29 protein-coding genes, 4 tRNA genes and 1 riboswitch are annotated in these 25,579 nt (G+C 47.8%); of the genes, 21 read left to right on the forward strand and 12 right to left on the reverse strand.

What is annotated here, in order from left to right:
• Positions 1–3: 3 nt before the first annotated feature.
• Entirely contained in the window at positions 4–780 is a 777-nt protein-coding gene (locus tag MKX75_RS06740) for a DeoR/GlpR family DNA-binding transcription regulator (RefSeq protein WP_062833114.1), read from the reverse strand.
• 308 nt (positions 781–1,088) lie between these two features.
• On the opposite strand from MKX75_RS06740, the gene MKX75_RS06745 reads away from it, so the two are divergent.
• The 4 genes from MKX75_RS06745 (at position 1,089) to MKX75_RS06760 (ending at position 2,041) form a co-directional block, all read left to right on the forward strand.
• Positions 1,089–1,160 (forward strand) — tRNA-Glu (locus MKX75_RS06745).
• Between the two features lie 106 nt (positions 1,161–1,266).
• Positions 1,267–1,342: transfer RNA gene (locus tag MKX75_RS06750), tRNA-Lys, on the forward strand.
• 18 nt (positions 1,343–1,360) lie between these two features.
• Positions 1,361–1,443 (forward strand) — tRNA-Leu (locus tag MKX75_RS06755).
• Between the two features lie 172 nt (positions 1,444–1,615).
• A complete protein-coding gene (locus MKX75_RS06760; RefSeq protein WP_062833115.1) occupies positions 1,616–2,041 on the forward strand; it encodes a helix-turn-helix transcriptional regulator in 426 nt (141 codons plus the stop codon).
• 108 nt (positions 2,042–2,149) lie between these two features.
• Here MKX75_RS06760 and MKX75_RS06765 read toward each other — a convergent pair whose 3' ends face one another.
• From MKX75_RS06765 to MKX75_RS06790, 6 genes are read right to left on the reverse strand one after another with little or no spacing between them, the layout of a single operon-like run.
• Positions 2,150–3,052: an urease accessory protein UreD gene (locus MKX75_RS06765; protein ID WP_339168977.1), complete on the reverse strand. Its 903-nt coding sequence runs from the start codon at positions 3,050–3,052 to the stop codon at positions 2,150–2,152.
• Positions 3,027–3,746 (reverse strand): urease accessory protein UreG, encoded by a 720-nt coding sequence (gene ureG, locus MKX75_RS06770; RefSeq protein ID WP_062833117.1) that lies wholly within the window; start codon positions 3,744–3,746, stop codon positions 3,027–3,029. The genes MKX75_RS06765 and ureG overlap by 26 nt, the downstream gene beginning before the upstream one ends.
• Before the next feature lie 33 nt (positions 3,747–3,779).
• Positions 3,780–4,475: an urease accessory protein UreF gene (locus tag MKX75_RS06775; protein WP_339168979.1), complete on the reverse strand. Its 696-nt coding sequence runs from the start codon at positions 4,473–4,475 to the stop codon at positions 3,780–3,782.
• A 33-nt stretch (positions 4,476–4,508) separates the two neighbouring features.
• The gene (gene ureC / locus MKX75_RS06780) at positions 4,509–6,227 is read right to left on the reverse strand and encodes an urease subunit alpha (protein ID WP_339168982.1); all 1,719 of its coding nucleotides are present in this window, start codon (positions 6,225–6,227) and stop codon (positions 4,509–4,511) included.
• Positions 6,224–6,592, reverse strand: a complete 369-nt coding sequence (locus MKX75_RS06785) for an urease subunit beta (protein ID WP_339168983.1) — start codon at positions 6,590–6,592, stop codon at positions 6,224–6,226. Before MKX75_RS06785 ends, ureC begins: the two co-directional genes overlap by 4 nt.
• Positions 6,593–6,630: 38 nt before the next feature.
• Positions 6,631–6,933, reverse strand: coding sequence for an urease subunit gamma (locus MKX75_RS06790; protein WP_339168985.1), 303 nt, complete (start codon positions 6,931–6,933; stop codon positions 6,631–6,633).
• A gap of 261 nt (positions 6,934–7,194) precedes the next feature.
• On the opposite strand from MKX75_RS06790, the gene urtA reads away from it, so the two are divergent.
• The 5 genes from urtA to urtE all read left to right on the forward strand — a co-directional run bounded on the left by urtA (position 7,195) and on the right by urtE (position 12,091).
• Positions 7,195–8,445 (forward strand): urea ABC transporter substrate-binding protein, encoded by a 1,251-nt coding sequence (urtA, locus tag MKX75_RS06795; RefSeq protein WP_339168987.1) that lies wholly within the window; start codon positions 7,195–7,197, stop codon positions 8,443–8,445.
• 182 nt (positions 8,446–8,627) lie between these two features.
• Positions 8,628–9,533 carry an urea ABC transporter permease subunit UrtB gene (urtB, locus tag MKX75_RS06800; protein ID WP_036610830.1) on the forward strand — a complete coding sequence of 302 codons (906 nt, stop codon included), beginning with the start codon at positions 8,628–8,630 and terminating at the stop codon, positions 9,531–9,533.
• 21 nt (positions 9,534–9,554) lie between these two features.
• Complete coding sequence (gene urtC, locus MKX75_RS06805; RefSeq protein WP_339168989.1) at positions 9,555–10,646, forward strand: urea ABC transporter permease subunit UrtC; 1,092 nt, start codon at positions 9,555–9,557, stop codon at positions 10,644–10,646.
• Positions 10,609–11,418, forward strand: a complete 810-nt coding sequence (gene urtD, locus MKX75_RS06810; protein WP_339168991.1) for an urea ABC transporter ATP-binding protein UrtD — start codon at positions 10,609–10,611, stop codon at positions 11,416–11,418. Before urtC ends, urtD begins: the two co-directional genes overlap by 38 nt.
• Entirely contained in the window at positions 11,396–12,091 is a 696-nt protein-coding gene (gene urtE / locus MKX75_RS06815; protein ID WP_339168993.1) for an urea ABC transporter ATP-binding subunit UrtE, read from the forward strand. Before urtD ends, urtE begins: the two co-directional genes overlap by 23 nt.
• Before the next feature lie 31 nt (positions 12,092–12,122).
• Here the strand turns inward: urtE and MKX75_RS06820 are convergent, their stop codons facing one another.
• The 3 genes from MKX75_RS06820 to MKX75_RS06830 all read right to left on the reverse strand — a co-directional run bounded on the left by MKX75_RS06820 (position 12,123) and on the right by MKX75_RS06830 (position 13,961).
• Positions 12,123–12,758, reverse strand: a complete 636-nt coding sequence (locus tag MKX75_RS06820; RefSeq protein WP_339168995.1) for a hypothetical protein — start codon at positions 12,756–12,758, stop codon at positions 12,123–12,125.
• A gap of 27 nt (positions 12,759–12,785) precedes the next feature.
• Complete coding sequence (locus tag MKX75_RS06825) at positions 12,786–12,989, reverse strand: hypothetical protein (RefSeq protein ID WP_017690011.1); 204 nt, start codon at positions 12,987–12,989, stop codon at positions 12,786–12,788.
• Positions 12,990–13,259: 270 nt separating this feature from the next.
• On the reverse strand, positions 13,260–13,961 hold the full coding sequence (locus MKX75_RS06830) for an urease accessory UreF family protein (RefSeq protein WP_175623631.1): 702 nt from the start codon (positions 13,959–13,961) through the stop codon (positions 13,260–13,262).
• A gap of 426 nt (positions 13,962–14,387) precedes the next feature.
• Here MKX75_RS06830 and MKX75_RS06835 point away from each other — a divergent pair.
• Positions 14,388–14,470, forward strand: a tRNA-Leu gene (locus MKX75_RS06835).
• Positions 14,471–14,618: 148 nt separating this feature from the next.
• Here MKX75_RS06835 and MKX75_RS06840 read toward each other — a convergent pair.
• Positions 14,619–15,098, reverse strand: a complete 480-nt coding sequence (locus MKX75_RS06840) for a glutathione peroxidase (RefSeq protein ID WP_036610823.1) — start codon at positions 15,096–15,098, stop codon at positions 14,619–14,621.
• 371 nt (positions 15,099–15,469) lie between these two features.
• Positions 15,470–15,645: riboswitch (cyclic di-AMP (ydaO/yuaA leader) on the forward strand.
• 115 nt (positions 15,646–15,760) lie between these two features.
• On the opposite strand from MKX75_RS06840, the gene MKX75_RS06845 reads away from it, so the two are divergent.
• Positions 15,761–16,159, forward strand: a complete 399-nt coding sequence (locus tag MKX75_RS06845) for a hypothetical protein (protein ID WP_235193755.1) — start codon at positions 15,761–15,763, stop codon at positions 16,157–16,159.
• Positions 16,160–16,327: 168 nt separating this feature from the next.
• On the forward strand, positions 16,328–17,011 hold the full coding sequence (locus MKX75_RS06850; RefSeq protein ID WP_186333547.1) for an HAD family hydrolase: 684 nt from the start codon (positions 16,328–16,330) through the stop codon (positions 17,009–17,011).
• Positions 17,012–17,141: 130 nt separating this feature from the next.
• On the opposite strand, the gene MKX75_RS06855 is transcribed toward MKX75_RS06850, so the two are convergent.
• Positions 17,142–18,437 carry an Nramp family divalent metal transporter gene (locus MKX75_RS06855; RefSeq protein ID WP_062835928.1) on the reverse strand — a complete coding sequence of 432 codons (1,296 nt, stop codon included), beginning with the start codon at positions 18,435–18,437 and terminating at the stop codon, positions 17,142–17,144.
• Between the two features lie 385 nt (positions 18,438–18,822).
• Here MKX75_RS06855 and MKX75_RS06860 point away from each other — a divergent pair, with 385 nt between their 5' ends.
• The 9 genes from MKX75_RS06860 to MKX75_RS06900 all read left to right on the forward strand — a co-directional run bounded on the left by MKX75_RS06860 (position 18,823) and on the right by MKX75_RS06900 (position 25,575).
• Positions 18,823–19,242 (forward strand): organic hydroperoxide resistance protein, encoded by a 420-nt coding sequence (locus MKX75_RS06860; protein WP_017690005.1) that lies wholly within the window; start codon positions 18,823–18,825, stop codon positions 19,240–19,242.
• Positions 19,243–19,453: 211 nt separating this feature from the next.
• Positions 19,454–19,699 (forward strand): zinc ribbon domain-containing protein, encoded by a 246-nt coding sequence (locus MKX75_RS06865; protein ID WP_339169001.1) that lies wholly within the window; start codon positions 19,454–19,456, stop codon positions 19,697–19,699.
• Positions 19,700–19,798: 99 nt separating this feature from the next.
• Positions 19,799–20,077, forward strand: coding sequence for a hypothetical protein (locus MKX75_RS06870; protein ID WP_017690003.1), 279 nt, complete (start codon positions 19,799–19,801; stop codon positions 20,075–20,077).
• A gap of 157 nt (positions 20,078–20,234) precedes the next feature.
• Positions 20,235–20,657 (forward strand): thiol-disulfide oxidoreductase DCC family protein, encoded by a 423-nt coding sequence (locus MKX75_RS06875; protein ID WP_339169003.1) that lies wholly within the window; start codon positions 20,235–20,237, stop codon positions 20,655–20,657.
• A gap of 61 nt (positions 20,658–20,718) precedes the next feature.
• Positions 20,719–21,582, forward strand: coding sequence for a DUF6612 family protein (locus MKX75_RS06880; RefSeq protein WP_145146476.1), 864 nt, complete (start codon positions 20,719–20,721; stop codon positions 21,580–21,582).
• A gap of 145 nt (positions 21,583–21,727) precedes the next feature.
• Positions 21,728–22,111, forward strand: coding sequence for a VOC family protein (locus tag MKX75_RS06885; protein ID WP_062833131.1), 384 nt, complete (start codon positions 21,728–21,730; stop codon positions 22,109–22,111).
• Between the two features lie 161 nt (positions 22,112–22,272).
• Positions 22,273–23,490: a hypothetical protein gene (locus MKX75_RS06890; protein WP_076330015.1), complete on the forward strand. Its 1,218-nt coding sequence runs from the start codon at positions 22,273–22,275 to the stop codon at positions 23,488–23,490.
• Positions 23,487–24,770 carry an ATPase, T2SS/T4P/T4SS family gene (locus MKX75_RS06895; protein ID WP_339170382.1) on the forward strand — a complete coding sequence of 428 codons (1,284 nt, stop codon included), beginning with the start codon at positions 23,487–23,489 and terminating at the stop codon, positions 24,768–24,770. Before MKX75_RS06890 ends, MKX75_RS06895 begins: the two co-directional genes overlap by 4 nt.
• Positions 24,771–24,810: 40 nt before the next feature.
• On the forward strand, positions 24,811–25,575 hold the full coding sequence (locus tag MKX75_RS06900; RefSeq protein ID WP_145146480.1) for a type II secretion system F family protein: 765 nt from the start codon (positions 24,811–24,813) through the stop codon (positions 25,573–25,575).
• The last annotated feature ends 4 nt before the right edge of the window (positions 25,576–25,579 follow it).

A 25,579-nucleotide genomic window follows, 5' to 3' on the forward strand; every position in this document is an offset into this window, starting at 1 on the left:
TATTTACAACTCCTTATCATCTGTGGGTTCAGGAATGAGAATCTCAACCTGTTGTTCGGCTAGAAAAACAAGCCATTCTTTGGTTGGCCATTGATCCGTAATCAATACATCCACCAATGACCAGTCGGCAAAACGATAACCATAACGTCTATCAAACTTGGATTGATCGGCAAGAACAACGACTTTCTTGGCAGCCTTCATCATTTGGTGTTTAATTTTCCCTTCCTCTTCGGAAGCGCTGAAGCCATCCATGGTGATACCGCCAATTCCGATAAAGGCTTTATCTACATAATAGTGGGAGAGAGTCTCGATAACAGAGGTACCGTAGACATAACGTTGTTCCTTATCCACTTTGCCGCCGAGTAAACGAATCTGGACAGCTGTGTGATTGGAGAGAAGATCAGCGGAATGAATCGAATTAGTAATGACGGTACAGGATTTGCCGTTCAAGTTCTCGGCACAGGCCTGCACGGTCGTGGAAGAATCCAGAATAATGATCTCGCCTTGTCTTACAATGGCCGCAGCGAGTTTGCCGATGGCTCTTTTTTCCTCAGATACATCGAGTAAACGGTCTTTGTAGGATCTGAATTCTTGCGGAGGAGGGGGGAGAATCGCACCGCCACGTGTTCGAATAATGGCATCCTGTTCCTCAAGCTTGATCAGATCCCTGCGTGCAGTATCCCGTGATACATCAAACAAGGTGACAATATCATCGGCTGAGATGCGATTGTGTTTGCGTAGATGTTCAACAATGAGCTGCATTCGTTCTTCTTGAAACAAACATGTCACCTCCGGTTGTATGGATGACCGTACTTATACTGATACTTTAATTATAAGTATTCTTAATGTGCTTTGCAATATTATAAGTGAATATAAGTTTTTGTAAGTGTTTTAATGGGTGATTTACATTTTTCCTGCACAGGGATGACATTGGCATGAATAGGGAAGGTGGCGATTAATGGGTTTCTGAAGAGCAGTATCAACAGGCAAAAAAGGCTTGGGAAATAAATTTTAAAAAAAGTGTTGCAAGTATAAAATGTCCTGTGGTATACTCATTCTTGTCGCCAAGAAAGACAACTTGTTATTAAGGCCCGTTGGTCAAGGGGTTAAGACACCTCCCTTTCACGGAGGTAACAGGGGTTCGAATCCCCTACGGGTCATATCTTCACCACCTCATGAGATTTATATTTTCGATGAGAAATCCTCAAAGTCATTGCTCTTAGAGACAAGAATGAAGCGTGGCACATCCGGTGAAGTTTACAGCAAGAGCCATTAGCTCAGTTGGTAGAGCACCTGACTTTTAATCAGGGTGTCGAAGGTTCGAGCCCTTCATGGCTCACCATTTTTTACAATTGAATATGCGGTCGTGGTGGAATGGCAGACACGCTATCTTGAGGGGGTAGTGGGTGTATACCCGTGGAGGTTCGAGTCCTCTCGACCGCATCACAGCAACAACGTTATAAGATAGACTCTCATGATCATTCGTGGGAGTCTATCTTTGTGTTATACGTTATACCTCATCATATTTCGGGGATTTAAAGGCTGAGCATTCAGGAATAATGTGGTATAATTCAAGCAGATGAGTTGATTATTACGGTTGGAAGGCGGTTCTTGTATGCAGTCGATCTATGAGCGAATTGAACACCTGATTGCCGAACGAGGAATGACCAAGAAGGCTTTCTGCCAACAGCTGAAGATTAGCACGGGCAATCTGGGTGATTGGAAACGTGGCAAGTCTATTCCAAGTACGAATAAGTTAATTGAGATTGCTTCGTTTTTTGATGTGAGCCTCGACTGGCTCATGATTGGGCGTCCATCGAAGGAAGCGATGGTGCGGGAAAAACGGGAGGATTATTTTTTTGACGTGTTGCGGCAATTGAATTGCCAGGAAAGCGAATTATCGACTGTGGAACAGTCTTTTATCAGTGAATATATCGAGTTTACCCGTTACCGAAAATCCAAGGAAAGCAAAGATGCAGGCGACTATCGCTATAAGGCTGACAACAAATCAGAGAACAATTCTGAGGGAAACGAAGCGTAAGTGATATGGACAGCATCCTTAGACTGAATGTACAAAAACCTCTGGACTAATCCGAACACACTCGGAGACAGTTCAGAGGTTTTTTGTGTTAACTTATGATCGATATCTTTATTTACGAAAAACGAGGGTTTCTTTGCCCAGCAGATGGGGACGAAGTGTATTCCAGATCTGAAGACACTGTTCCTGAAGCTCCCAGGCTGCCATGCCAAGGAGTCGAACGCCGATGCCGCCGGTTGCCAGCAAACTTGCCCCTGCGAGCATTCGTCCATCTGGTGGCAGAGCGGATCTGACCTGTTCCAGCTCGGCAGTACCCAGTCCCGGGGCAATCATCCACAATGCAGCCGTGTGAGTATAGTGAAGGAGGGATGCTGAGTGTTTGGGGTCATCGGTTTCCGGATCGAGTCCGAATCGATCCCAGACAGCCAGTTTCTCGCCTTGCCATATCTCCGTCAAGCTGCGGTAACGCTCAAATTGGAATGCTTCTCCCCGATGAATTCGTCCGGCAGACCAGATATCTGCATAGGCCAGGATCGCCTGTTCTTCCAGCTCAAAGGTTACAGTGAGTGATGAAGAACTGCCTTTGAAAGGAATTACACATTCAGGAAAGTATTCCAGCGTGGCCCCTTTTCCCAACCGAAAGTGATGATTGACGGATGAGGGAATGGAAGGTGTGGGATGAAGCCTGGTAGCAGATGTGCTGCTCAGCATGACATGGGTGCCTTCCCCTAATTCCCACTCGGAATGATAGTGATCCCCGTTGAGGACTCCGGGAGAAACGTCTGACGTGTACACGCATAATTCGGTTCCACCTCCGGGAGGTCGAAAGGATCGGCTAAACCGGAGGGGGGCGCTGTAATAACGATCAGTCATGACAGTTCGCTCGCCTTGAAAGGCAAAGGTGGCCCGAAGCTCGCTGCGGCGCGTGACGGGCTCACCTGCACTTTCGTCCCGATTCATCTCTGTTCCCGTGGGGACAGAAGATGAATTAATGCGAGTGAGTGCCATGCTCATGGCTGTGTGAATGCAGATGTGCAGCGGAAGCATCGTCATCCATATATTGATGTTCAAGCCAGTGGACAATCTCGGATACACCCTCACCGCTCATTAGATTAGACATGACGTAAGGGCGGCCTTCGCGTACCCGCTCGGTATCATTTTTCATCACTTCCAGGCTTGCTCCAACGTAAGGAGCGAGGTCGGTTTTGTTAATTAACAACAGATCTGAACGGGTGATGCCGGGACCGCCTTTGCGAGGAAGTTTCTCCCCTTGGGCAACGTCGATAATGTAGATGAACACATCGGCCAGTTCTGGACTGAATGCAGCAGAGAGATTGTCACCGCCGCTCTCGATGAAGATCAGTTGTAGATCTGGGAAACGTTCAATCAACTCGTCAACTGCTTCGAAATTCATGGAGGCATCCTCACGAATAGCCGTGTGCGGGCATCCGCCTGTCTCAACGCCGATAATACGCTCTGGTGCCAGGGCGTTCTGACGCAGCAAGATTTCGGCATCTTCCTTGGTATAAATGTCATTCGTGATGACAGCAAGGCTATACCGTGTACGCAGTGCCTTGGACAGCTTCTCCACAAGGGCTGTTTTACCTGAACCTACTGGTCCACCAATGCCAATTCGCATCGGACGACTCCGATCAAATTCGTTGCGTTTCCACTCCGGATGATGCGTATGATTAGCTCCTCCACACATAACAATTCCTCCTTGGTTATATAAAAGTTGTAGTTAAGACATAAATAGCCGCGCGGGTAAGGTTTCGTGCCGCATGGCGTAGATTTCCTGGGCGATTCCGAAGCTGCGCATGTCTTCCGGGTCATTTTCCCGAATGAGAGCCCATTCCGCTTCAATATCATCAAGCAGTTTCTGAATCAACATCTGCGCTTCCGTTTGTCCGATGGGCAGCAGGCGAAGTGCGCTGTTCACATAAGCGTTCACTGAGGTATACAGATGCCCGGTAACGGCTTCGTCCAGTCCAATCTCCAATTGATAGTTGATATAACCGTGAATGGTTGTGATGCCGCAATATGCGCCGTATTCCTGTATGGCCTTATCAATCAGGGAAAAGTCCATCCATGGATAGAGTGAACGGGCGAGCTTGAGCAGTCGCTTTCCCATTTTGTGTCCGCTTTCCCTGAGTTCCCGAGGGGAACGCTGGGCGTGGACGCGTTTGTCATACAGAGCAAGTAGAGCGGCGTCTTGCTGTTTTATCGCTTGATAGACGCCTTTGATGGCAAGGCCATCTAGTCTTACAAGACTGGAATGAAGCTGGCTGCGAATAAACTGTTCAAGCTGGGCGGTATTTCGTACGGTGCCATCATGCGTGTAGGCTTCCAGACCAAAGGAATGGGAGAAACCACCGATGGGCAGGGCTGAATCCAGCAGCTGAACGTAACGGAGTAGCTTCGTGCCACTGTTCATCATGAGTGCCCCCTTATCAGCTAATCCGTATTCCTATCAAAACATAAAGTACCGCTGTGCCATAGGCAACTCGTCTGCGGGTTCGCAGGTGAGAAGCTCGCCGTCGGCGCGCACCTCATAGGTTTCGGGATCGACTTCAATAACGGGGGTGACGTCGTTATGAATCATGTCTTTTTTGCTGACTGAGCGGCAGCCTTTGACGGGTTCAACCCGCTTTTTCAAGCCCAATGACTCTTTGATCCCTGCTTCTGCTGCGGCTTGGGATACAAATGTGATCGATCCGCTGGCAATGGCGCTACCATAGGCTCCGAACATCGGTCTGCCGAATACGGGCTGAGGTGTCGGGATGGACGCATTGGGATCACCCATCTGGGCGAACGTAATCATGCCACCTTTAATGACGATCTCGGGTTTTACACCGAAGTAAGCCGGTTTCCATATGATTAGATCTGCCAGCTTTCCAACTTCCACCGAACCGACGAGGTGTCCGATTCCATGAGCGATAGCGGGATTGATGGTGTACTTGGCGACATATCTCTTGATCCGATCGTTATCGGAGGGAGAATCCGGGTTGAGTTCGAGTTTGCCACGCTGTTTTTTCATTTTGTCGGCTGTCTGCCAGGTACGGATAATGACTTCGCCCACTCGGCCCATGGCTTGTGAATCGGAACTGATGATGCTGAACACGCCTAGATCATGCAAAATGTCTTCGGCCGCAATCGTCTCGGGGCGAATCCGCGAATCCGCAAAAGCGACATCTTCCGGGATGGAAGGGTCCAGATGGTGACACACCATTAACATATCCAGGTGCTCTTCTACAGTGTTGCGTGTGTATGGTCGTGTTGGATTAGTTGATGAGGGGATAACGTAGGACTCCCCAGCTGCCCGGATAATATCCGGTGCGTGTCCGCCACCAGCGCCTTCTGTGTGGTAGGTGTGGATCGTCCGGCCGTTAATCGCAGCCAGTGTGTTTTCGAGAAATCCGGTTTCGTTCAGTGTATCGGTATGGATAGCGACTTGAACATCATGTTCTCCGGCAGCAGTCAGACATGCATCGATCGCGCTCGGGGTAGTACCCCAATCCTCATGCAGCTTCAGGCCGATTACACCCGCTTCAATCTGTTCGACTAAAGGTGCGGTGGTGGAGCTGTTGCCTTTACCAAGGTAACCAATGTTCATGGGGAAAGCTTCTGCGGACTCTAGCATCCGGTGAATGTGCCAGGCTCCTGGTGTGCAGGTGGTGGCTTTGGTTCCTGTTGCCGGTCCTGTTCCGCCGCCGATCATGGTCGTGACCCCGGAGGATAATGCAGTTTGAATCTGCTGTGGGCAGATGAAATGAATATGGGTATCAATGCCGCCGGCAGTTACAATCATGCCTTCACCAGCGATGATTTCGGTGGAAGCTCCGATGACTAGTGCGGGATGAACACCATCCATCGTGTCCGGGTTACCAGATTTGCCAATGGCGCAGATATGACCATCCCGAATGCCGATATCTGCTTTTACAATGCCCCAATGATCGATAATGATAGCGTTGGTGATAACAGTATCAGGAGTGCCGTTACTTCGCAGAGCAGAGGTGGACTGGCCCATCCCGTCGCGGATAACCTTGCCACCCCCGAATTTGCTCTCGTCTCCGTAGACAGCATAATCATGTTCAATCTCTGCCCATAGTTCGGTATCTGCAAGTCTGACAGCATCACCGGTTGTGGGTCCGAACATCGACGCGTATTGTTCGCGGCTCATTCGTTTCATGAAGGTTCACCTCCATCTTGTATGGGTGGAGAGAACGTCTTCAGGAATGTCTCCAGTTTCTGTGGATCAGGAGCTTGATCCGCAGAACCTTCGGTTAATCCGTTGAACCCGTGAATCTGGCGTTTGCCGCCAAAGGTCGTGAGTTCAACCGGCTTCTCTTCACCGGGTTCGAAGCGGACTGCTGTGCCTGCCGGAATGTGCAGGCGATGTCCAAAAGCTGACGTGCGATCAAAGTCCAGTGCTGCATTAACTTCATAGAAGTGAACGTGAGAGCCGACCTGGACGGGACGGTCGCCGCGGTTGAGGACAATGAGGCGTAGGGTTGAACGATCCGGATGACAGATGATGTCGTCATCTGGCTTCAAGCGATATTCACCAGGAATCATGGTTTCTCCTGCCTTTCTCAGCGTATAGGTTCATGTACGGTAACCAGTTTCGTACCGTCAGGAAATGTAGCTTCTACCTGTACTTCAGGAATCATATCGGCAACGCCATCCATGCAGTCTTCGCGTGTCAGGATGGTGCCTCCGTATCTCATTAATTCGGTAACGCTCATTCCATCCCGTGCTCGTTCCATAAGTTCGGAGGTCAACAAGGCGATGGCTTCGGGAACATTCAACTTGAGTCCGCGTGCTCTTCGTTCACGGGCGAGGTTAGCGGCCACGGTAATCAGGAGCTTTTCCTTTTCCTGCTCAGTCCAGTGCAAGGCAATCCGACCTTTCGCTTATAATGTCTGATATGTTCATGGATCATGTTATATGTTAAATATACTCACACAGGGTGAATCCTTTGTCAATAAGCTTCCGGGCTTATTAGCAGCATGCATGAAATGAGTAGGCATGAAATAAAATTATGTAAGCTATATTGACATGAAGGGTGTAACGCTCCATAATTTGGATCAACGAACATTTCGGGTGTAAATGTCCTTAATGTTCGTCAATAGACTAAAAAAAGGGAGTGTAGGCTATTGAAGAAGAGGTCGGTCAAGTTATGGAGTATTTTGCTCGGTGCGGTCATTGTGATGACAGGATGTGTGGAGGGCGCTGCGCCGCCTGAAGCTTCGGGTTCAGGTGGTACAGGAGAGCCGGCTGCATCTGGTGATACGATCAAAGTTGGCATTCTTCACTCCCTCAGCGGAACGATGGCAATCAGTGAGGTATCTGTTAAAGATGCCGAGATGCTAGCTATTGAAGAGATTAACGCCGCGGGCGGAGTTCTGGGTAAACAGATCGAACCTGTAGTTGAGGATGGCGCTTCGGATTGGCCTACTTTTGCGGAGAAGGCTGGGAAGTTACTACAACAAGATAAGGTCGCTGCGGTATTTGGCGGATGGACCTCTGCAAGTCGGAAGGCTATGCTCCCCGTGTTTGAACAGAACAAAGGTCTATTGTTTTATCCGGTGCAATATGAAGGATTGGAATCATCGCCAAACATTTTTTATACAGGAGCCACAACGAATCAGCAGATCGTTCCATCCGTAACCTGGTTACTGGAGAACAGGGGCAAGACGTTTTATCTGCTCGGTTCAGATTATGTATTCCCGAAAACGGCCAATCAGGTCATTAAGGCGCAACTCGCAGCAGAAGGCGGCGAAGTGGTGGGTGAGGAATATACCCCGTTGGGCCATACCGATTATAGTACCATCATTAGCAAAATCAAGGCTGCAAAGCCTGATATTGTATACAATACGCTGAACGGAGACAGTAATGTAGCCTTCTTCAAACAATTGAAGGATGCTGGAATCTCCTCAGATCAGATGACGACCCTGTCGGTGAGTGTGGCGGAGGAAGAAATCCGTGGCATCGGCGCAGACGTATTGAAGGGCCACCTGGCTTCATGGAATTATTATCAGACAACGGATACGCCTGAGAATGCAACATTTGTTGCCAAGTATAAAGAAAAATATGGCGCTGATCGAGTGACAGCAGATCCAATTGAAGCGGGATATGTAGCGGTTTATCTCTGGAAGGCGGCGGTGGAAAAAGCAGGATCAACCGACGTGGAGAAGGTGAAAGCGGCTGCCAAGGGTCTGGAGTTTGACGCCCCGGAAGGTAAGGTAACCGTGGATGGAGAGAATCAACATATCTACAAAACGGTGCGGATTGGTGAGGTGCAGGAAGACGGGCAGTTCAAGGAATTGTGGAATTCTGGTGCGCCTGTCAAGCCGGATCCTTATCTGAAAACGTATGAATGGGGAGCATCCCTCAGCGCTAAATAACATAGAAACCTCGCAATAAAACAGGCAACTTGTTTCAAAGCAGCCAATTCATAGACGAGGGTGTGACAACACATCCTCTCACCGCATTGCGGTAAAGCGTTACTGTGGTGTGCGATGTGTTGCTGCCGCTAATTGATATCATGTGAAATATCGAGAGTCACGGTATGGAGGAGGGGATAGCGATGGATATGTTTATCCTGCAGATGTTCAACGGTCTGAGTATCAGTTCGATTTTGTTGTTGATTGCACTCGGTCTGGCGGTAACGTTTGGGCTGATGAATGTCATCAATATGGCTCACGGTGAACTGATCATGATCGGTGCATATGCAACGTATGTAACTCAAAATCTGTTCATGTCCTATGCTCCAGCGGCGTGGTTCGGTGCCTACTTTGTTGTGGCTCTGCCGATTGCGTTCATTGTAGCTGCTCTGATTGGCTGGTTGCTTGAAGTGGTGTTGATCAGGCATCTGTATGGCAGGCCGTTGGACAGTCTGCTTGCGACGTGGGGTGTAGGCATGATGCTGCAACAACTGGCCCGTACGATATTCGGAGCGCCGAATGTGGGGGTATCCAGTCCAGCCTGGCTCAATGGTGGATTGGCGATCTCGGATGGCATTGTATTTCCGTATAAACGAATTTTCATTATCGCACTGGTTGCGGTTGTGCTGCTGTGCATGTACCTCTATATCTATCGAACATCTTCCGGAAGACGAATGAGGGCTGTAATGCAGAATCGGAGCATGGCGGGCTGTCTGGGCATTTCGACACGACGGGTAGATGGCATGACCTTTGCGATTGGTTCGGGAATCGCTGGAATCGCTGGTTGTGCGTTAACGCTCATTGGTCCGATTGGTCCTTCGCTTGGTACGTATTATATTGTGGATGCGTTCATGGTGGTTGTCCTGGGTGGTGTGGGGAAATTGGTCGGAACCGTGTGCGGTGCACTGGGGATCGGTATGTTCAACACGTTGTTCGAAACCTATACCTCGGCTTCCATTGGAAAGGTGCTCGTGTTCGTATGTATCGTTGCTTTTCTGCAATGGAAACCACGCGGCTTGGTCGCGATGCGCACACGGAGTCTCGATTAACGTGAAGAAGGGGGTTAGTTCATGTCGGCATTACTCAAGACTGGCAGTCTGAAAATGAGGATTATCTGGGCGGTTGTACTGATCATGATGTGTCTCGCTCCACTGATCTCCACGGAGTTTCGTCTGAGTCTGTTAGCCAAGTTTTTGGCGCTGGCGATCCTGGCCATTGGTCTCGATCTGATCTGGGGATATGGAGGTGTACTGAGTCTAGGCCATGGTGTGTTCTTCGGTCTGGGTGGGTATGCGATGGCGATGTATCTGAAACTTCAGGCTAGCGGTGCAACACTTCCGGACTTCATGGGATGGAGTGGTCTCAGCGGCCTGCCGTGGTTCTGGGAACCGTTTCGCTCTTTCCCGGTGGCGCTGTTATTGGGGATAGCCCTTCCCGCATTGCTCGCCTTTGCTCTGGGCTGGTTTACATTCCGTAACCGGATTACCGGTGTATATTTTACGATCCTGACGCAAGCCCTGGTTCTCATTACGGTGACATTGTTTGTGGGCAAACAGGAATGGACGGGCGGAACGAATGGCATTACCGGGTATAATTCGATCTTTGGATTTACACTTCATTCCGCAGGAACAACGATTGCTCTCTACTATATAACGCTTGCTGTTCTGGTGATCGCTTATGTGCTGTGTCGTCGAATGGTGAACAGCCGGTTCGGTCAGGTGCTGGAAGCTGCGCGGGATGGAGAGAATCGGGTGCGATTCCTCGGATATGATCCGGCAGGATATAAAACGCTGGCTTTTGCTTTTTCCGGTGCGCTTGCAGGCATCGCGGGCATGTTGTTTGTTCTTCAGGTCGGTATTATCTCGCCATCGATGATGGGGATTGTGCCTTCTATTGAGATGGTCCTGTGGGTTGCGCTGGGTGGTCGAGGTACGCTTATTGGAGCGGTCATCGGAGCAGTGGTGCTGAATGCAGCCAAAACAGGCATAAGCGAGGCTTACCCTGAAGGGTGGCTGTTCGTCATTGGTGGGCTCTTTGTAACAGTAGTTTTGTTCATGCCAAACGGAATTGTAGGTGTGTATCGTCATATCGTTCGTTTGCTGAAGCGGAGAGGAGAGAGTGCGCATGTCCAAGTCACGCGGGAAAAACCTGAAGTCTACTGAGGAATCAACGGTGTTGGTAGCGGAGGGTATTACGGTAGCCTTTGGTGGGTTCGTTGCTGTCAAAGGCATGAATCTGAAGCTGCATGAGCATGACCTGCATTTTCTGATTGGACCGAATGGTGCGGGAAAAACGACGATGCTGGATGTGATATGCGGCAAAACCAAACCCATGTCCGGCTCGGTAAAGATGGCGGATGGTACGGAATTAACACGACTGAAGGAGCACCAGATTGTTCGCAAAGGGGTGGGACGCAAATTCCAGGCGCCTTCGATCTTCGCGGGTCTGACGGTGCAGGAGAATCTGACGCTGGCGGCGGAGACGCGCCGTTCCCCTTTGCAAGCCATCGGTATTCGTCGATATGGAAAAATGAGTGCTGCCATGGAGCATATTACCCTCCAGATTGGTCTGCAAGACCGCGTTGATGCTCGTGCAGGAGCATTATCCCACGGGGAGAAGCAGTGGCTGGAGATCGGCATGTTGCTCTTGCAGGAGCCTCGTGTGTTGTTGCTGGACGAACCAGCGGCGGGCATGACGGATGAAGAAACACACAAGACCGGACGGCTTCTGCAAGAGATTGCGCGTGAGCGCTCGGTTGTGGTGGTGGAGCATGACATGGAGTTTGTGCGAGAGTTTGCAGCCAAGGTGACCGTGATGCATGAAGGCAAATTGTTGAAGGAAGGTACGATGGCGGAAGTGCAGGCGGATTCGAAAGTGGCAGAAGTGTATCTGGGCAAAAGGAGGGATGACCATGCTGTCGCTGCAACGAATTGAATCCGGCTACGGGGAAAGCAATGTACTTCGTGGTGTGAACCTGGATGTACAGCCTGGGCAGGTGGTGTGTCTGATGGGCCGTAACGGTGTAGGTAAAACGACGTTGATGAAAACATTGATGGGGCTGCTCAAAATACGCAAGGGCAATATTCAATGGCAAAATCAGGAGTTATCCACGTTGGATACAGTCAAGCGGGCAAGGGCGGGGATCGGTTATGTACCGCAGGGGCGGGAGATTTTCCCACAGCTTACGGTGAAAGAGAACTTGTTGCTTGGCCTGGAGACAAGTGCACCAGGTGTAAAGGCGTTCCCGGAGGATGTGCTGGCGATGTTCCCTGTGCTTGCTACAATGTATGGGCGGCAGGGCGGGGATCTGAGTGGTGGACAGCAGCAACAGTTGGCATTTGCCCGAGCGTTGGCTTCGCGTCCGGGGTTACTGCTACTTGATGAGCCGACAGAAGGCATTCAGCCTTCCATCGTGGAGGACATTCGGCAGGTTATTTTACAGCTCAAGGCAAAGGGGAACCTCTCGGTTCTGCTGGTCGAGCAGAGTATTGATTTTGTGCGCAGTGCTGCAGATTATATCTATATCATGGACAAAGGTACCATTACCCTACATGGGACACCGCAAGAACTGGATATGTCCCAGTTTGAACATCATCTGTCTGTGTAATTGTAGTTATCGTATCGAGTGCAGAGTGGGTTCAGGAACGCTTGTCCAGAATATTCGAGTATTTCGGATATAACCGCCGGATGCATTCCGGGCAGATGTCATGGGTGAATTCGGCGTGGGTATGTTTCTCCAGATAACTCTCGACGGAGTTCCAATGTTCCTCTTCGTCCTTGATTTGTTTGCAGACAGCACAAATAGGCAGTAATCCTCGCAAGGTGCGAACGTCAGACAGAGCCTTCTTCAATTGGCGTTCTGTCTTTTTCTGTTCGGTAATATCCATGTGGGCAATCAAAGCGAGATCGGTATCCAGGTTTGAGTTAGTGTGAGATAGAGGGGTGAGTTCCACACGAAACCACCTCTCTTCGTTGTATACCGTATACACGCAGATGTCATATGTATGATTTCGACTAAAGGGTGTTCCGCGTTCTTTCAAATTCTGTGCGACAAGTGCCATATTGGCGTTCTTGCCTTGTAATGCCCAGGCTTCCAACAGATGCAGGTAATGTCTATGAGTGCTGTTCGCATCCGGGTTCGGTAATAGTTGACCGAGTTCCTGTTGCCAAGCACGGTTACAACTTTGGATAATCCAATCGTGATCAACGATGATGAGCTGGTGAGTTATGGAGTGGAACGACAGCCTCTCCAGATCGGATGTAACATGTCTCATGGATGGGGTCCTCCTTTGGCAGAAATCTTATCTCAGTTCATCTGGAATATCCAAAATATCAGCGACCAAGTGTCTGAATCGAGTTGCTTTGCGTGTGCCGTGAATGAGATTGGATAAACGATAGGGTGGGATGCCATGCTGTTCACAAAAGGTCTTCTGATCCACTTGAAGTTCGGTTAGCCGTCGTTTGATGGCCCATCCGAACGGAGTCACTGGCTTTTTCTTGTTCAAAAGGGTTCACCCCTGGTTAGAATGTAGTATTCAGTCGCTCTTTCTTCATGTAGAATATATAGAAATGCGAGCTGTATATTTTATTATATACGTAAATCCGTCATCTAACAATTAAAAAAGACGGAAAAAAGTGTATTTTGTGATGTAAAATGGCGCAAATACGTTAAATAAACCAATGAAATGACAAAAAACACGTCGGCAAGGAGGTTGCCGCGTGTTTTTTTTGTGTCTGAATGAAGGGGAGCAGGTGTAGGAGTAGGTGGACAAGGATTAGGCCCTGTAGGCATGAAGTCCAGCTCCAAGCATATGGAAACTGGGGAAAAACGATTTCATGGACATCGAGGTTGGCTGTGCCAGTCCATCCGCAGCCGAGGCGCTGACGGTGTTCCATTCATTCTCCAGATCTGCGGCCAGGCGTACCGTCAGATCTTTGGTTGTATCAGTGTTCAGGGGAATGACTTTGGAGGCTTCGGTTATGCAGGCATTCATGGCTGAATGCAGATAACCAAGAACTGCCGCCTCGACAGGGATATCGAGGTGGTGGTTAATCCAGGCGTGAACAGTGGAGAGGCAGCCAACCGAATCATATTTGGCGAAGGTCTGTTCGAGCTGGCTGAAATCAATCCAGGGGTGCAGAGCGCGTGCGAGTCTGATCAATCGTTTACCCATCGTAGCAGCTTCTTCTCTGAGATCTCCAGGAGTTCGCTGAACATGTACGAGCTTGTCGATCAGGGCTATCCGCCATGTATCCTTGTGATCTGCTGCGGTATAGATGCCTTTGATGGCCATGCCTTCAAGACGAACGATGCTGGGGTGCAACTGACAACGCATGAATGATTCGAGATCTTCAGCATTACGAATGGTACCCTCCTTGATATGGATATCCATGCCGAAGGAATGGGTGAACCCTCCAACCTGAATAGAGGAATCAAGCAGTTTAACATAATCGAGCAGCTTATTCCCACGGTTCACAATCATTCGCCTCCTGTGTTCGCTAAATGTCACTTTAATTAACATTTATATTCCTTATTGTTTGCTTTATGTTTGAAAATCCGAATTATATGATAGTTATCATCCCATAAATGTCCGCTTTTTGTCAATGGTGTCATTGAAATTCAATGGATTAAATCTGAAATTCAATATTAGTGTTATTTTATATAACATTTAAAGTTAAATGTTTGAGAAATGTAGGGGGGACTATATATAAATGAATCAACAAGATCGGCTCTTACCGAAAAAGAGGGGATCGAATCTAATAATATGCAGTTCATGGGTAAAGATGACGAGAATATGCGATTTTTGATGAAAATGCCTAGTTGAAAAAGAAGTATTAAAAAACACTTTACTTTTAGAACAGAACCCGGTATAATCAATTCTGTTGCCGATTATTTACGACATGCGGTCGTGGTGGAATGGCAGACACGCTATCTTGAGGGGGTAGTGGGCGTATGCCCGTGGAGGTTCGAGTCCTCTCGACCGCATCATATGAACGATGAAGAAGAAGCTTTCCGTTATTGGAAAGCTTCTTTTTTGTCTTTTTTGAACAGTCTGACATCGGGGTTGAAAAAAAGGCCATCCATGATCGGAGGTAATGGAGCTCTACCTTTCCGGCTACGGGTGGCCTGTGCATTATTTTTGGAGTAAGTTCTTGATATCTTCTTCAATCTTATCCGGTGTTGTTTTGGGAGCATAACGTTTAATGACCTGTCCGTTCTGATCCACAAGGAATTTGGTGAAATTCCATTTGATTGCTTTGGAGCCGAGCAGGCCAGGAGCTTCTGTGCTAAGGTGCTGGAAGAGAGGGTGAGCGCTTGAGCCGTTCACATCAATTTTCTCAAACATAGGGAAGCTTACGCCATAATTCATCTGACAGAACTCGGCAATATCATCGGAAGAACCTTTTTCCTGTGCAAACTGGTTGCTTGGGAAACCAAGAACTTCAAATGGAGCATCCTGGAACTTGTCTTGCAGTTCTTGCAGACCTTTGAATTGAGGAGTAAGGCCGCATGAGCTTGCCGTATTCACAATCAGGAGCACTTTGTCACGGTAGTCGGACATTTCAACTTCTTGACCGCGAAGGGTATTCACTTTGTAATCGTAGACTGTCATCTAAATCGCCTCCATTGATATACTCTTATATCTTCTATTATATTGGTTGCAATTAAATATTGCAAAACTAATGTGGTGTTAAAAGAATCAAAACAGGCAACTTGTGCAGAATACGTGAATGAATTGCGAAGTGATTTTCGTCAGCGTGAGAATTAGATAGCCTTGAAGAGATGGATAGAGTATAACCTTATTGTAAGCGTTATTATGGATGAGTATTGGCAGAAATCTGCCGATTCGGTGATCTGTGCGGACTTTACAGCGTCATGGCGCGGGTGTATGATTCATAACGTAATTTCAATTTAAACTAAATTGTACTTGAAAAACGAAACAAACGATAATATCGCTCGATCTTACTTTAAGATATACGAACGATGTTTTAATCGCTGAGTTTCCATTCATTCATGAGTGGGAAACGGGGGAACCAACGGAATGCGCTGTCCAGGACAGTAGGCATTCATGGGGTGAATTTTCCGGTGACAGCCGGAAATAGGGCGACTCTCGCGCCCGAATCCGTCAGCTAACCTCGTAAGCGTTAAAGGGAGAGGCAACAAGCCGTACGCTGGTTCATGGCGTTTTCGCCATGGGTTATTTAAGAAGCGTTCGGGAGGCCTTGGTCCCCCACGCTTCTTTTTTGTTGTCTTTTCACGCCAAGGGAGGAACGAATGATGGATACTGAGATGATCTTAGTGACTGCTCCAAATGAAGCAGGACGCAAATTTATCAAATTGCTGATGTACAAAAAAATGCCGTTTGCCGTTCTAACCAACAGTGCAGGGGAAGAGCGGAGACTCCGCAGAATCGGGGTAGAGCATGTCATTCGCATGAATACGGCTGCAGCTCAAAAATGGTTTTTGCCGCAGGGTAGCGTAGGCAACGTGTTTATTTTCGAGAACAGCCTGAATCTGACCTGTCGTTATTTACAGATCTGCCGTTCATGGACTTCGAAATCCCTGTGCGTCATCACGGAGCAGAGTCATCCAAAGGGCATCTATCGCGGGATGGGCGCAGACCGGATTGTATATTCGCTCAATGGGGAAGTCGGCTTTCTCCTCAATGGTTAATGCCATAGCTTGTGATTGCTCAGGTGTTAGGTGCCTGTTATAATTGAATGTATTAGAATCAAATTCACTCAAGGTATTATGAAATTGATTCATCGATAAACGGAAATTTGAGGAGACTCATGCGTGATGGTGGGTCTTCTTTTTTTATGCTTACAGGGAGGAATTGGCATGCCGGATGTGAGTGGGTTAAAGTGGTTATTTTTTGATGTTGGAGATACGCTGGTGGATGAATGGGAGCCGGTTGATGATATTATCGGACAGTTCGTCCGTGAAGCTTGTGCTTTAGGGTATCCAGTAGAAATTGAGGCGGTACGCGAACTGTTCGCGAGCTGTTACCGGAAATACGAGCAATGGCCCATGAGAGTGGCGATTCGCACATTCATTGAAGACGAGGGCCACCGGAAACAGATTCAGGACAAGCTGAAGTTTCAAAAAGATCTTGAACGTCCTTTTCCTTCAGCGGATTCCGTTCTGCAGCAGTTGTCACGGTATTATCGCATTGGCATTATTGCCAATCAGAGTCCTGGAACGGAAGAGAGACTGGAGAGCTACGGCTTGCGGAAGTATGTTGATGTTCTGGCGTGTTCAGCCGAAGAAGGAGTGTCCAAGCCAGACCCTGAGTTATACGCTGTGGCCTTGAAACAGGCAGGCTGTGAACCAGAGGAAGCTGTCATGGTCGGGGATCGGATCGATAACGACATTATTCCTGCCCGGAAGATGGGTATGCACACGATTCGAATCATGCAGGGTTATGGGAGATTCCAACCGGAACTCTCCGATGACGACCGTGCGGATTGGACCGTTGATTCATTGGATCAGCTCCTGCCGTTACTGATACCAAATCAGAATTAGATGATTGCGTTCAAGAGGTTCTACTCTAAATGAAAACACGTTGCTGTGCAGCAACAAAAAAGGCTGATCAACTTGGGTATAGCATACCGGAGTGATCAGCCTTTTTGACATTTAGTTGATTAGGACGAGATTAGAACAACCGGATCGTCTGAATGATCAGATATACATTCAGCACAACGATAACAGCGGCAATGATCCATGAGATGATTTTGAGCCACAATTTGTTGGCGAATGCACCCATGCTTTTTTTATCACTTGTGAACATCACCAGGGGAATTACAGCAAAAGGTAATTGAAGAGAAAGCACGACCTGGCTCAAAATGAGTAGTTCTTCTGTGCCGTGTTCTCCTGCAATGGCTGTGACAATCACCGCCGGGATGATGGCGATCAGACGGGTGACCAGTCTGCGCAGCCAAGCCGGAATTCGAATGTTCAGGAAACCTTCCATAACTATTTGTCCAGCGAGTGTACCTGTGAGGGTAGAGTTCTGACCTGATGCTAACAGAGCCACACCGAACAGGATACTTGCAACCGTAGTACCTAATAGAGGGGTCAGCAGATGATAGGCATCAGCGATCTCGGCAACCTGCGTCATACCAGCACTGTGAAATACAGCGGCAGATACAATCAGGATAGCTGCATTGATGAACAGGGCCAGTGTCAGCGCGATCGTAGAGTCCATGGTGGAGTACCGAATGGCTTCTTTTTTGCCCTGTGGTGTCTGTTCAATCTGACGGGTCTGCACAATGGAAGAATGCAGGTACAGATTATGCGGCATTACGGTTGCTCCAATAATACCAATAGCGATATAGAGCATAGCCGGATTTTGCAGAATCTCGACATTCGGTACAAAACCGTGCAGAACACCGCCCATATCCGGTTTCGCCAGGAACAGGTCAATCCCGAAGCATAGGGCAATGGTTGCCATCAGCACAATGACGAGTGTCTCCAAAGCGCGGAAGCCTTTGTTTTGCAGGACGAGTATCAGGAGTACATCGACTGCGGTGATGATCACGCCGTATAACATGGGGATGTTAAATAACAGCTTTAACGCGATGGCAGAACCTATAACCTCAGCCAAATCAGTGGCTGCAATGGCAAGCTCACACAGAATCCATAACATCATGACGACCGGCATGCTGAATCGTTCGCGACAGGCTTGAGCCAGATCCCGTCCAGTGACGATGCCGAGCTTGCCAGCCAGCGACTGAAGGACAACGGCCATCAGATTTGAGAGCAGAATGACGGACAGCAAGGTATACCCAAACTGCGAGCCGCCTGCAATATCCGTTGCCCAGTTGCCGGGGTCCATGTAGCCTACGGCAACGAGGTATCCGGGGCCTACAAAGGCGAGGAATTTCTTCCACCATGCAGCATTCTGCGGAACCTTCATGGAGCTATGCGCTTCTCCGAGCGAAGGGGCCATGCCCGCAGTGGATAATGATTCTTTTGAAGGAGCGTTAAATGGATTTTTTTTACTCATACGATAATCACCTGACTTTGAAATATTGATGCGGAATGAACCGCTTATGATATATCTAAATTTTTATGTTTATTGTTACATTGTACTCCTTCAAATGTTTTTGTCTAGCGCAACTTTTATGTATCAGCACAAAATTTCGATTACAGCTTGAAGATGCCCCTTCGTATATTACCCAACCTTAGAGAAAATACAGCCATGAAGTTGAAATGCATGAAAATAATAAAGATGTAAAAGCTGATAAAGATCCAAAATGCGTTTCAAAATGAGCCAGAAGTTTAAATTGAAAGGAAGGCAGTTAAAAATTATATTGATGAGGGAGAGATTCTTAATGGAAGCTTTATATACAGCAGTAGCGACAGTTAAAGGTGGACGTACAGGTTCGGTGACTTCTTCGGATGGCGTGCTCAAGCATGATCTGAAAATGCCCAAAGAGCTTGGTGGTTCCGGTGGTGAAGGTACCAACCCTGAGCAACTCTTTGCAGCTGGATATGGGGCTTGTTATGAAAGTGCTCTTGCCAATGTAGCACGCAAAGCGGGCGTAAAATTGGAGAATGTGGTGGTTACAAGTAACGTATCCATAGGTAAAGACCCTGCGGATGACGGGTTCCAGTTATCTGTTCGTCTGGACGTGAGTATGCCTGGTGTGGATCACAGTCAAGCCGAAGATCTCGCCCGCAAGGCACATGATTTCTGTCCCTATTCCAAAGCAACACGCGGTAACATTGATGTTGTATTAAACGTGGTCTAAGATTTGACTCCCGGAAAGTAACGGGGAACATATAGAGCAGGGTATTCTGGATACCTGATGTTCAAGTACGAAGCCCTGCTGGCAATCGGCAGGGTTTTGTGTTGATTATAATATATGGACATGATGCAGGAGATTAAATGCCAGATCGCGTACTATTTTACATAATTGCACTCCCACTTCATGCTACATATTCCTTAAAGGGGGAACCAAGATGAGTATTGAAGAGATGATCGAGCGTCGATTTGTATGTACGAAATGCAGGGGCACGGATTGTAACATTAAGGAAGCTTCCATGTCAGGAGCAGGCCTGAGCAAGGTGTTCGATACTCAGCATAACCACTACCTGTTTGTGGGCTGTGCTTCCTGCGGGTATGTTGAAATTTTTGATCCGGATGTCTTGAAAGGGAAAAAACAGGGGCAGGTCGGGACTATTCTGGATATTCTGTTTGGCGGGTAGATATGCGCGAGTTGACATTGATCTGAATTTTCTTTAATATAACTTAGTACTGAGTAGTGTCATTGCATGAACCAAATTTGAATTAAACAGGTGATATCCATGTCTTATAGACCGCGTATTGCAGATTTAGAATTAGCTTATGGTAACAAGGAAGACGGATTGTATGAATTCAAAATGAATTTGGTAGACGGTACTAAATGCCGTGTATTCTACTCCCGTTCCCCGGAATGGAAGATGACCAATATCAGCCGTCTGCAGAAAACCCCTTGTCCAGTATGTCGCAAAGATTTCATTTGCAAATGTATGGACCAGTGGGCAAGTGACCTGCATCAACAGATGATCGATGACCAATGGATGGAAAAGGCAGTTACGGAGTAATTGTCGGACAGATACGAGCGTGGGCACAATGCCTGCGCTCTTTTTCTTTTTATCTCTATAAGTGAACTACCTCTAGAAGAAATAAATTTAGAATTAGTGAACAAGATGGCCCAGATTGGGTAAGTTACTCTAACCGGAACAATAGGAGGCAGCCAATATGACAGCAAATCAAACAGATGTGCATCAGGGACATCCCATCGTACTGGTGGATGGCGTCTGTCACTTCTGCCAGGGCTTAACCAAGTGGATTATTAAGCGTGACCCGGAAGGAAAATATCATTTTGCTTCGCTCCAATCCGATGTAGCCAAGGAATTGCTGGAGAAAGGCAATTTGTCGACAGATAGTATGGACACCTTTGTTCTGATTGAAAATGGAAGTTACTATACACGTTCGACCGCCGCGCTGCGATTGGCAAAAGGTCTGAGGTTTCCTTATCCATTGTTATATGTATTCATAATCATACCGAAATTTATTCGTAATGCAGTCTATAACTGGGTTGCGCGCAACCGTTATCGTTGGTTTGGCAATGATGAAGCGTGCATGTTGCCTACACCGGAGATCAAAGATCGGTTTTTGTGATTAATAACGGGAATTATTGGGTAATCACTACAGATCATATCTATTTTGGGAGGACAACAACTTGAAGAAGTGGACTACAATATTTATCGGGGCATTATTAGCAGTGAGCTTGGCAGCATGCGGTAACGACACAGATAATACGGCAACGCCGCCAGCGACTAACAACGAAACGTCTAACGAGGGCAATACACCTGCGGAGCAGGAAACAAAGATCCCTACCCTAGACGAGTTGATTACCAAAACCAATGCAGCTACCAAAGAAATGAAGAGCTTCACAACCGAAGCAAACATTGATCAGAATCTGAAACTGGATGCTGGTGAACAGTCCCAGGATCAACAGGTTAAAACATCGCTCAAGATGGATATTATCAAAGATCCAATGATGATCTATCAAGAGATGAATATGGAAATGTCCGGCCAGGAAGCGCAGAACGTGAAGCAATATATCACTTCGGATAAAATCTACTCTCAAGTTGGGGATCAATGGGTTGCAATTCCTGAAGCTCAAACGAGTGAACTGATTGAGCAGATGAAAGCAAGCATGAATCCCGAAGGTGAATTAGAGCAATTCAAAAAGATCGAAGAAGATACTGAAGTGACCGAAGAAGGCGACAATTATGTCATTAACGCTGACGTATCCGGTGATAATGTGAAGGAACTGGCCAAAGCCGTGATGGAGCAAAATGGATCGGATGCCCAGATGCAAGCCATGCTTGATCAGATGAATATCACCAGCATGAAGATGAAATATATGATCAACAAAGAAACCTACCTGCCTGCAGGTACGGACGTAAACATGGTCATGGAGATGGAACAGAATGGACAGAAAATGACGATGGACATGAAAATGACGAGTACATTTTCTAACCACGATCAAGTGGAAGAGATCAAGATTCCACAAGAAGCATTGGATAGCGCTAAATAAAACAGGCACCTCTGAACTAGATCTGTGTAAGCCGAGAGGTTTACCCGATTGAATTCAGGGGTGTTTTTCTTTTTAACGGAGATTATGGTCAGGGTTCAAAGTGTTATAGTATAGTCATATTTAATTAGAGAGGGGGATATAAAAGATGATTGAATATGCACACATCCACCATGTTAGTCTGGCTGTTCGTGATCTGGAAATCGCGAAGAAGTTCTATTCGGGGTTACTGGGCATGCAGGAGATTGAACGTCCGGCTTTCCGCTCCACGGGTACATGGTACGCTATCGGGAGTCAGCAGCTTCATCTGTTACAGCACCCGGAGGGTCACACGCTGCGCGAGGCTGGTATTGATACAACAGACGGTCACTTTGCGATCTGGGTCACCAGTTATTCAGGAACTATAGCTTGGCTGGAGCAGCAGGGAATTGAGTATGAAGCGAGACCTGACAGTGTAGCTGGATTCGCGCAAATTTTTGTACTTGATCCCGATCGTAACATTATTGAGTTTGACTCACCATATCACTCTTAAGGGAAAAAGGGTTAGAATAAATCCCTTGCTCCACCAGAAATTGTATGCTATATTATCCATACATTCATAGCACGTGACGGAAGCACCGTCCATATACTGCATACTTATGCGGTTATTGGACGGTGCTTTTTTGTGCTTTTTGACAGGGAGGGAAGGAAAAATTGATTGTACTGAAGGCAGTGCTGGTTTCCAAAGACAGAGATTACATTAGTGCCTGGTTTGATTATGTACAGGGGAATTCGTCCGGTCTTCATGTGCGTTTCACGGCGTTCTCGCAATGGGATTCGTTCAGGGATTACATGAATGAGCAAGAGGGTCGGGAATTGCCAGATTTGGTTATTGCGGAACCGGAGTTTTTGAATAACTGGCTGAGCAACGGCGGAGAAGCATCGGGTGTACCTTGGTTGATGCTTAGTGAAGGGTTGGAAGAGGTGGATGAGGCCAAGCGGTTGATGAAATTCCAACCTTTGCCCACTTTGCTGGATGCTGTGATACATGCTTGCCGGCAACCACGCCGCAAGAAGATGCATCGTCCGGGGCAGGATACTCTCTCTATTGGCGTAGTATCCGCTTCGGGTGGAAGTGGCAAAACGGCAGTGGCCCTGCATATGGCAAAGCAATTGGGACTTGCAGGTTATGCTGTACTCTATCTCAATCTGGAGACGCTGGACAGTGCGCTCCCGTTTCTGGAGAAGGGGCTTTCCCGAAGTGGTCAGCATCACCCGGATGCGGAGACGGGGCTGTCACGCTTGCTATACGATCTGAAGGTAGGCAGAAAGGAATCGGGCAAGCAGCTACAGGTTCAATCCAAGGCTGTAGATGGATATGTGATCCGGCATGAAGGTCTGAAATCCGATGTATTCTGGCCGTTATCGAATCGGAAGGAACTGTTGCAAATGACTCGTGATGATACGTCGAATTTGCTTCGTTATTTGACCGATTGCGGACAATATGACGTGCTCATTCTGGATGGCGATTCCGGCTGGGACGGACGCAGTGAAGGGGTGCTGGATGCAGCAGACGCATTTGTCTGGCTGGTTGAGGATGATATATCTGCCATGCATCGATGGGGACAATGGTTACAGCATGCTGAGCGTACGAAACCAGATCTGTACGAAAGTGTGCTGGACCGTTCACGCTTTGTGGTTAACAAATATCGGGACAATGTTGTTAATGCACTCCCACGGCCTGATCTGCATCTGGACGCGGTTTTGCCCTATATTCCTTCATGGAAGCAGCTTAGTCAGGAGGAAATCATGCTTAGTTCTCCGATCTTCCAACGCGAAGTGAAAAGACTATGTGCCATGCTGGTACAAGATGACGAAGAAGAATTGAAGCAAACGGGGCGAATTCAGAAGCAGGATCGGTGGGCGTTATGACGGAGTCATCCAATCGAATACTCGATCGTGAAGAACAGTTTCAGATCATGCGCAGGGAGGTCAGGGCAGGCCTGGATTTAACCTCTTCCGCTGGAGATGATGAACTGTGGCAGGGGATAGAACGCAAAGTTCTTACTGACCCGAAGCTGAATGATTTGACCTCCGGAGAGCGTCATACACTGGTACAGCGATTGTTTGATTCCTTTCGTGGATTGGATATTCTGCAACCGCTCGTGGATCATCCCGATATTACGGAGATTATGATCAATAGTCACAAGGAGATTTTTGTGGAGCAGGAAGGTGAAGTCAGTCAGATCACTCTAGAATTTGAGTCCAGGGAACGACTCGAGGATATTATTCAGATGATTGTGTCCGGGGTAAACCGGATTGTGAATGAGTCTTCTCCAATCGTGGATGCCCGGTTAAAGGATGGATCGCGGGTCAATATCGTGTTGCCGCCCATTGCCTTGAAAGGCCCTACGATGACGATTCGTAAATTTCCGAGTGAGCCGATGAAGATGTCTGATCTGATTGCTAAGGGAGCCTTGCATGAAGAAGCCGCAGAACTGTTGCAACAGTTGGTACGGAGTAAATACAACATCTTCATTGGAGGTGGGACTGGATCGGGAAAGACGACCTTTCTGAACGCATTATCCCAGTTCATCCCTGCCGATGAGCGGATTATAACGATTGAGGATTCGGCTGAACTGCAGATTGTTACGGTACCGAATCTGGTATCACTGGAAACGCGAAATGCAAACACCGAAGGCAAAGGACAGATATCTATTCGGGATCTGATCAAATCTTCCTTACGGATGCGTCCGAACCGGATTGTGATTGGTGAGGTAAGGGGCGCAGAAGCGCTGGATATGTTACAGGCTATGAACACAGGACACGATGGATCGTTGTCAACTGGGCACGCAAACACGATCTCGGACATGATCAGCAGACTCGAAACGATGGTGCTCAGCGGTGCGGATCTTCCCATTGCGGTTGTAAGACAGCAGATTAGTTCGGCAATCGATATTTTTGTGCATCTGTCCCGGCTGCGAGACCGCTCCCGGCGGGTGACGGAGATCAGTGAAGTGATTGGCATGCAGGACGGTGAGGTCTTGCTGAATCCGTTGTTTCGTTTCCAGGAACAAGAAGAGCGGGAAGGCAAAATTATTGGCGGTTTAATACAGGTTGGGAAGTTGAATCAGGTGGATAAAATTCAGATGGCTGGGCTTGGGGAATGGCTGGATGAATACATAGAACAATATAGTGTTGAATCAAATTAATCAGATAACAACGTGAATTGAAGTTATTGGAAGGTGATTAATGTTGGGTGAAGCCAGACAGATGTTGACGGATTACACCGTATATACGCTTTCCCGGAGACAACGAATGGTCTGTATGCTGATTAGTGGTTTGCTGTTCTTTGGAATCGGAATTCTGTTCTACCATCACTGGTTGGCTGGAGCAATTCTGGCTGCGGGCTGTATATGGGTACCCAAACATTGGACTAAGGTGCTGTTAGAACGAAGAAGGATGACACTCAGTTTACATTTTAAGCAAGCGTTATATGCATTGTCTTCGGCACTGGCCGCAGGTAAATCTGTGGAAAATGGATTCAAGGAATCGGTGGAGGATTTGCGGATGTTGAACCCGGAAGCGGATACCGATCTGATTCGTGAGTTCACGATATTGCGAACACGGCTGGAGTATGGACAACCGATTGAAGAGGCGCTACAGGATTTCTCGGATCGGGCGCAGGTTGAGGATATTACGAATTTTGCAGACGTGTTCATTACGTGCAAACGAACTGGCGGGGATCTGGTTGAGGTTGTACGTCGTACATCTGCGGTGATTGGTGAGAAGCTGGACATTCAGCAGGATATTATGGTCGCGGTATCGCAGAAAAAGTTCGAATCAAAGGTGATGTTTGCCGCTCCATTTATTTTTCTGATATTTCTCAATCTGACCGCCAAGGATTTTATGGAGCCTCTATATAGCGGGATGGGATATCTCATCTCTAGTGGTGCATTGGCAGTACTGGCCTGCTGTTATCTGTGGGTTACTCGAATTATGGATATCAAAGTATAAGGAG

Source organism: Paenibacillus sp. FSL R5-0341, from assembly GCF_037975235.1.
GTDB lineage: Bacteria > Bacillota > Bacilli > Paenibacillales > Paenibacillaceae > Paenibacillus > Paenibacillus amylolyticus_A.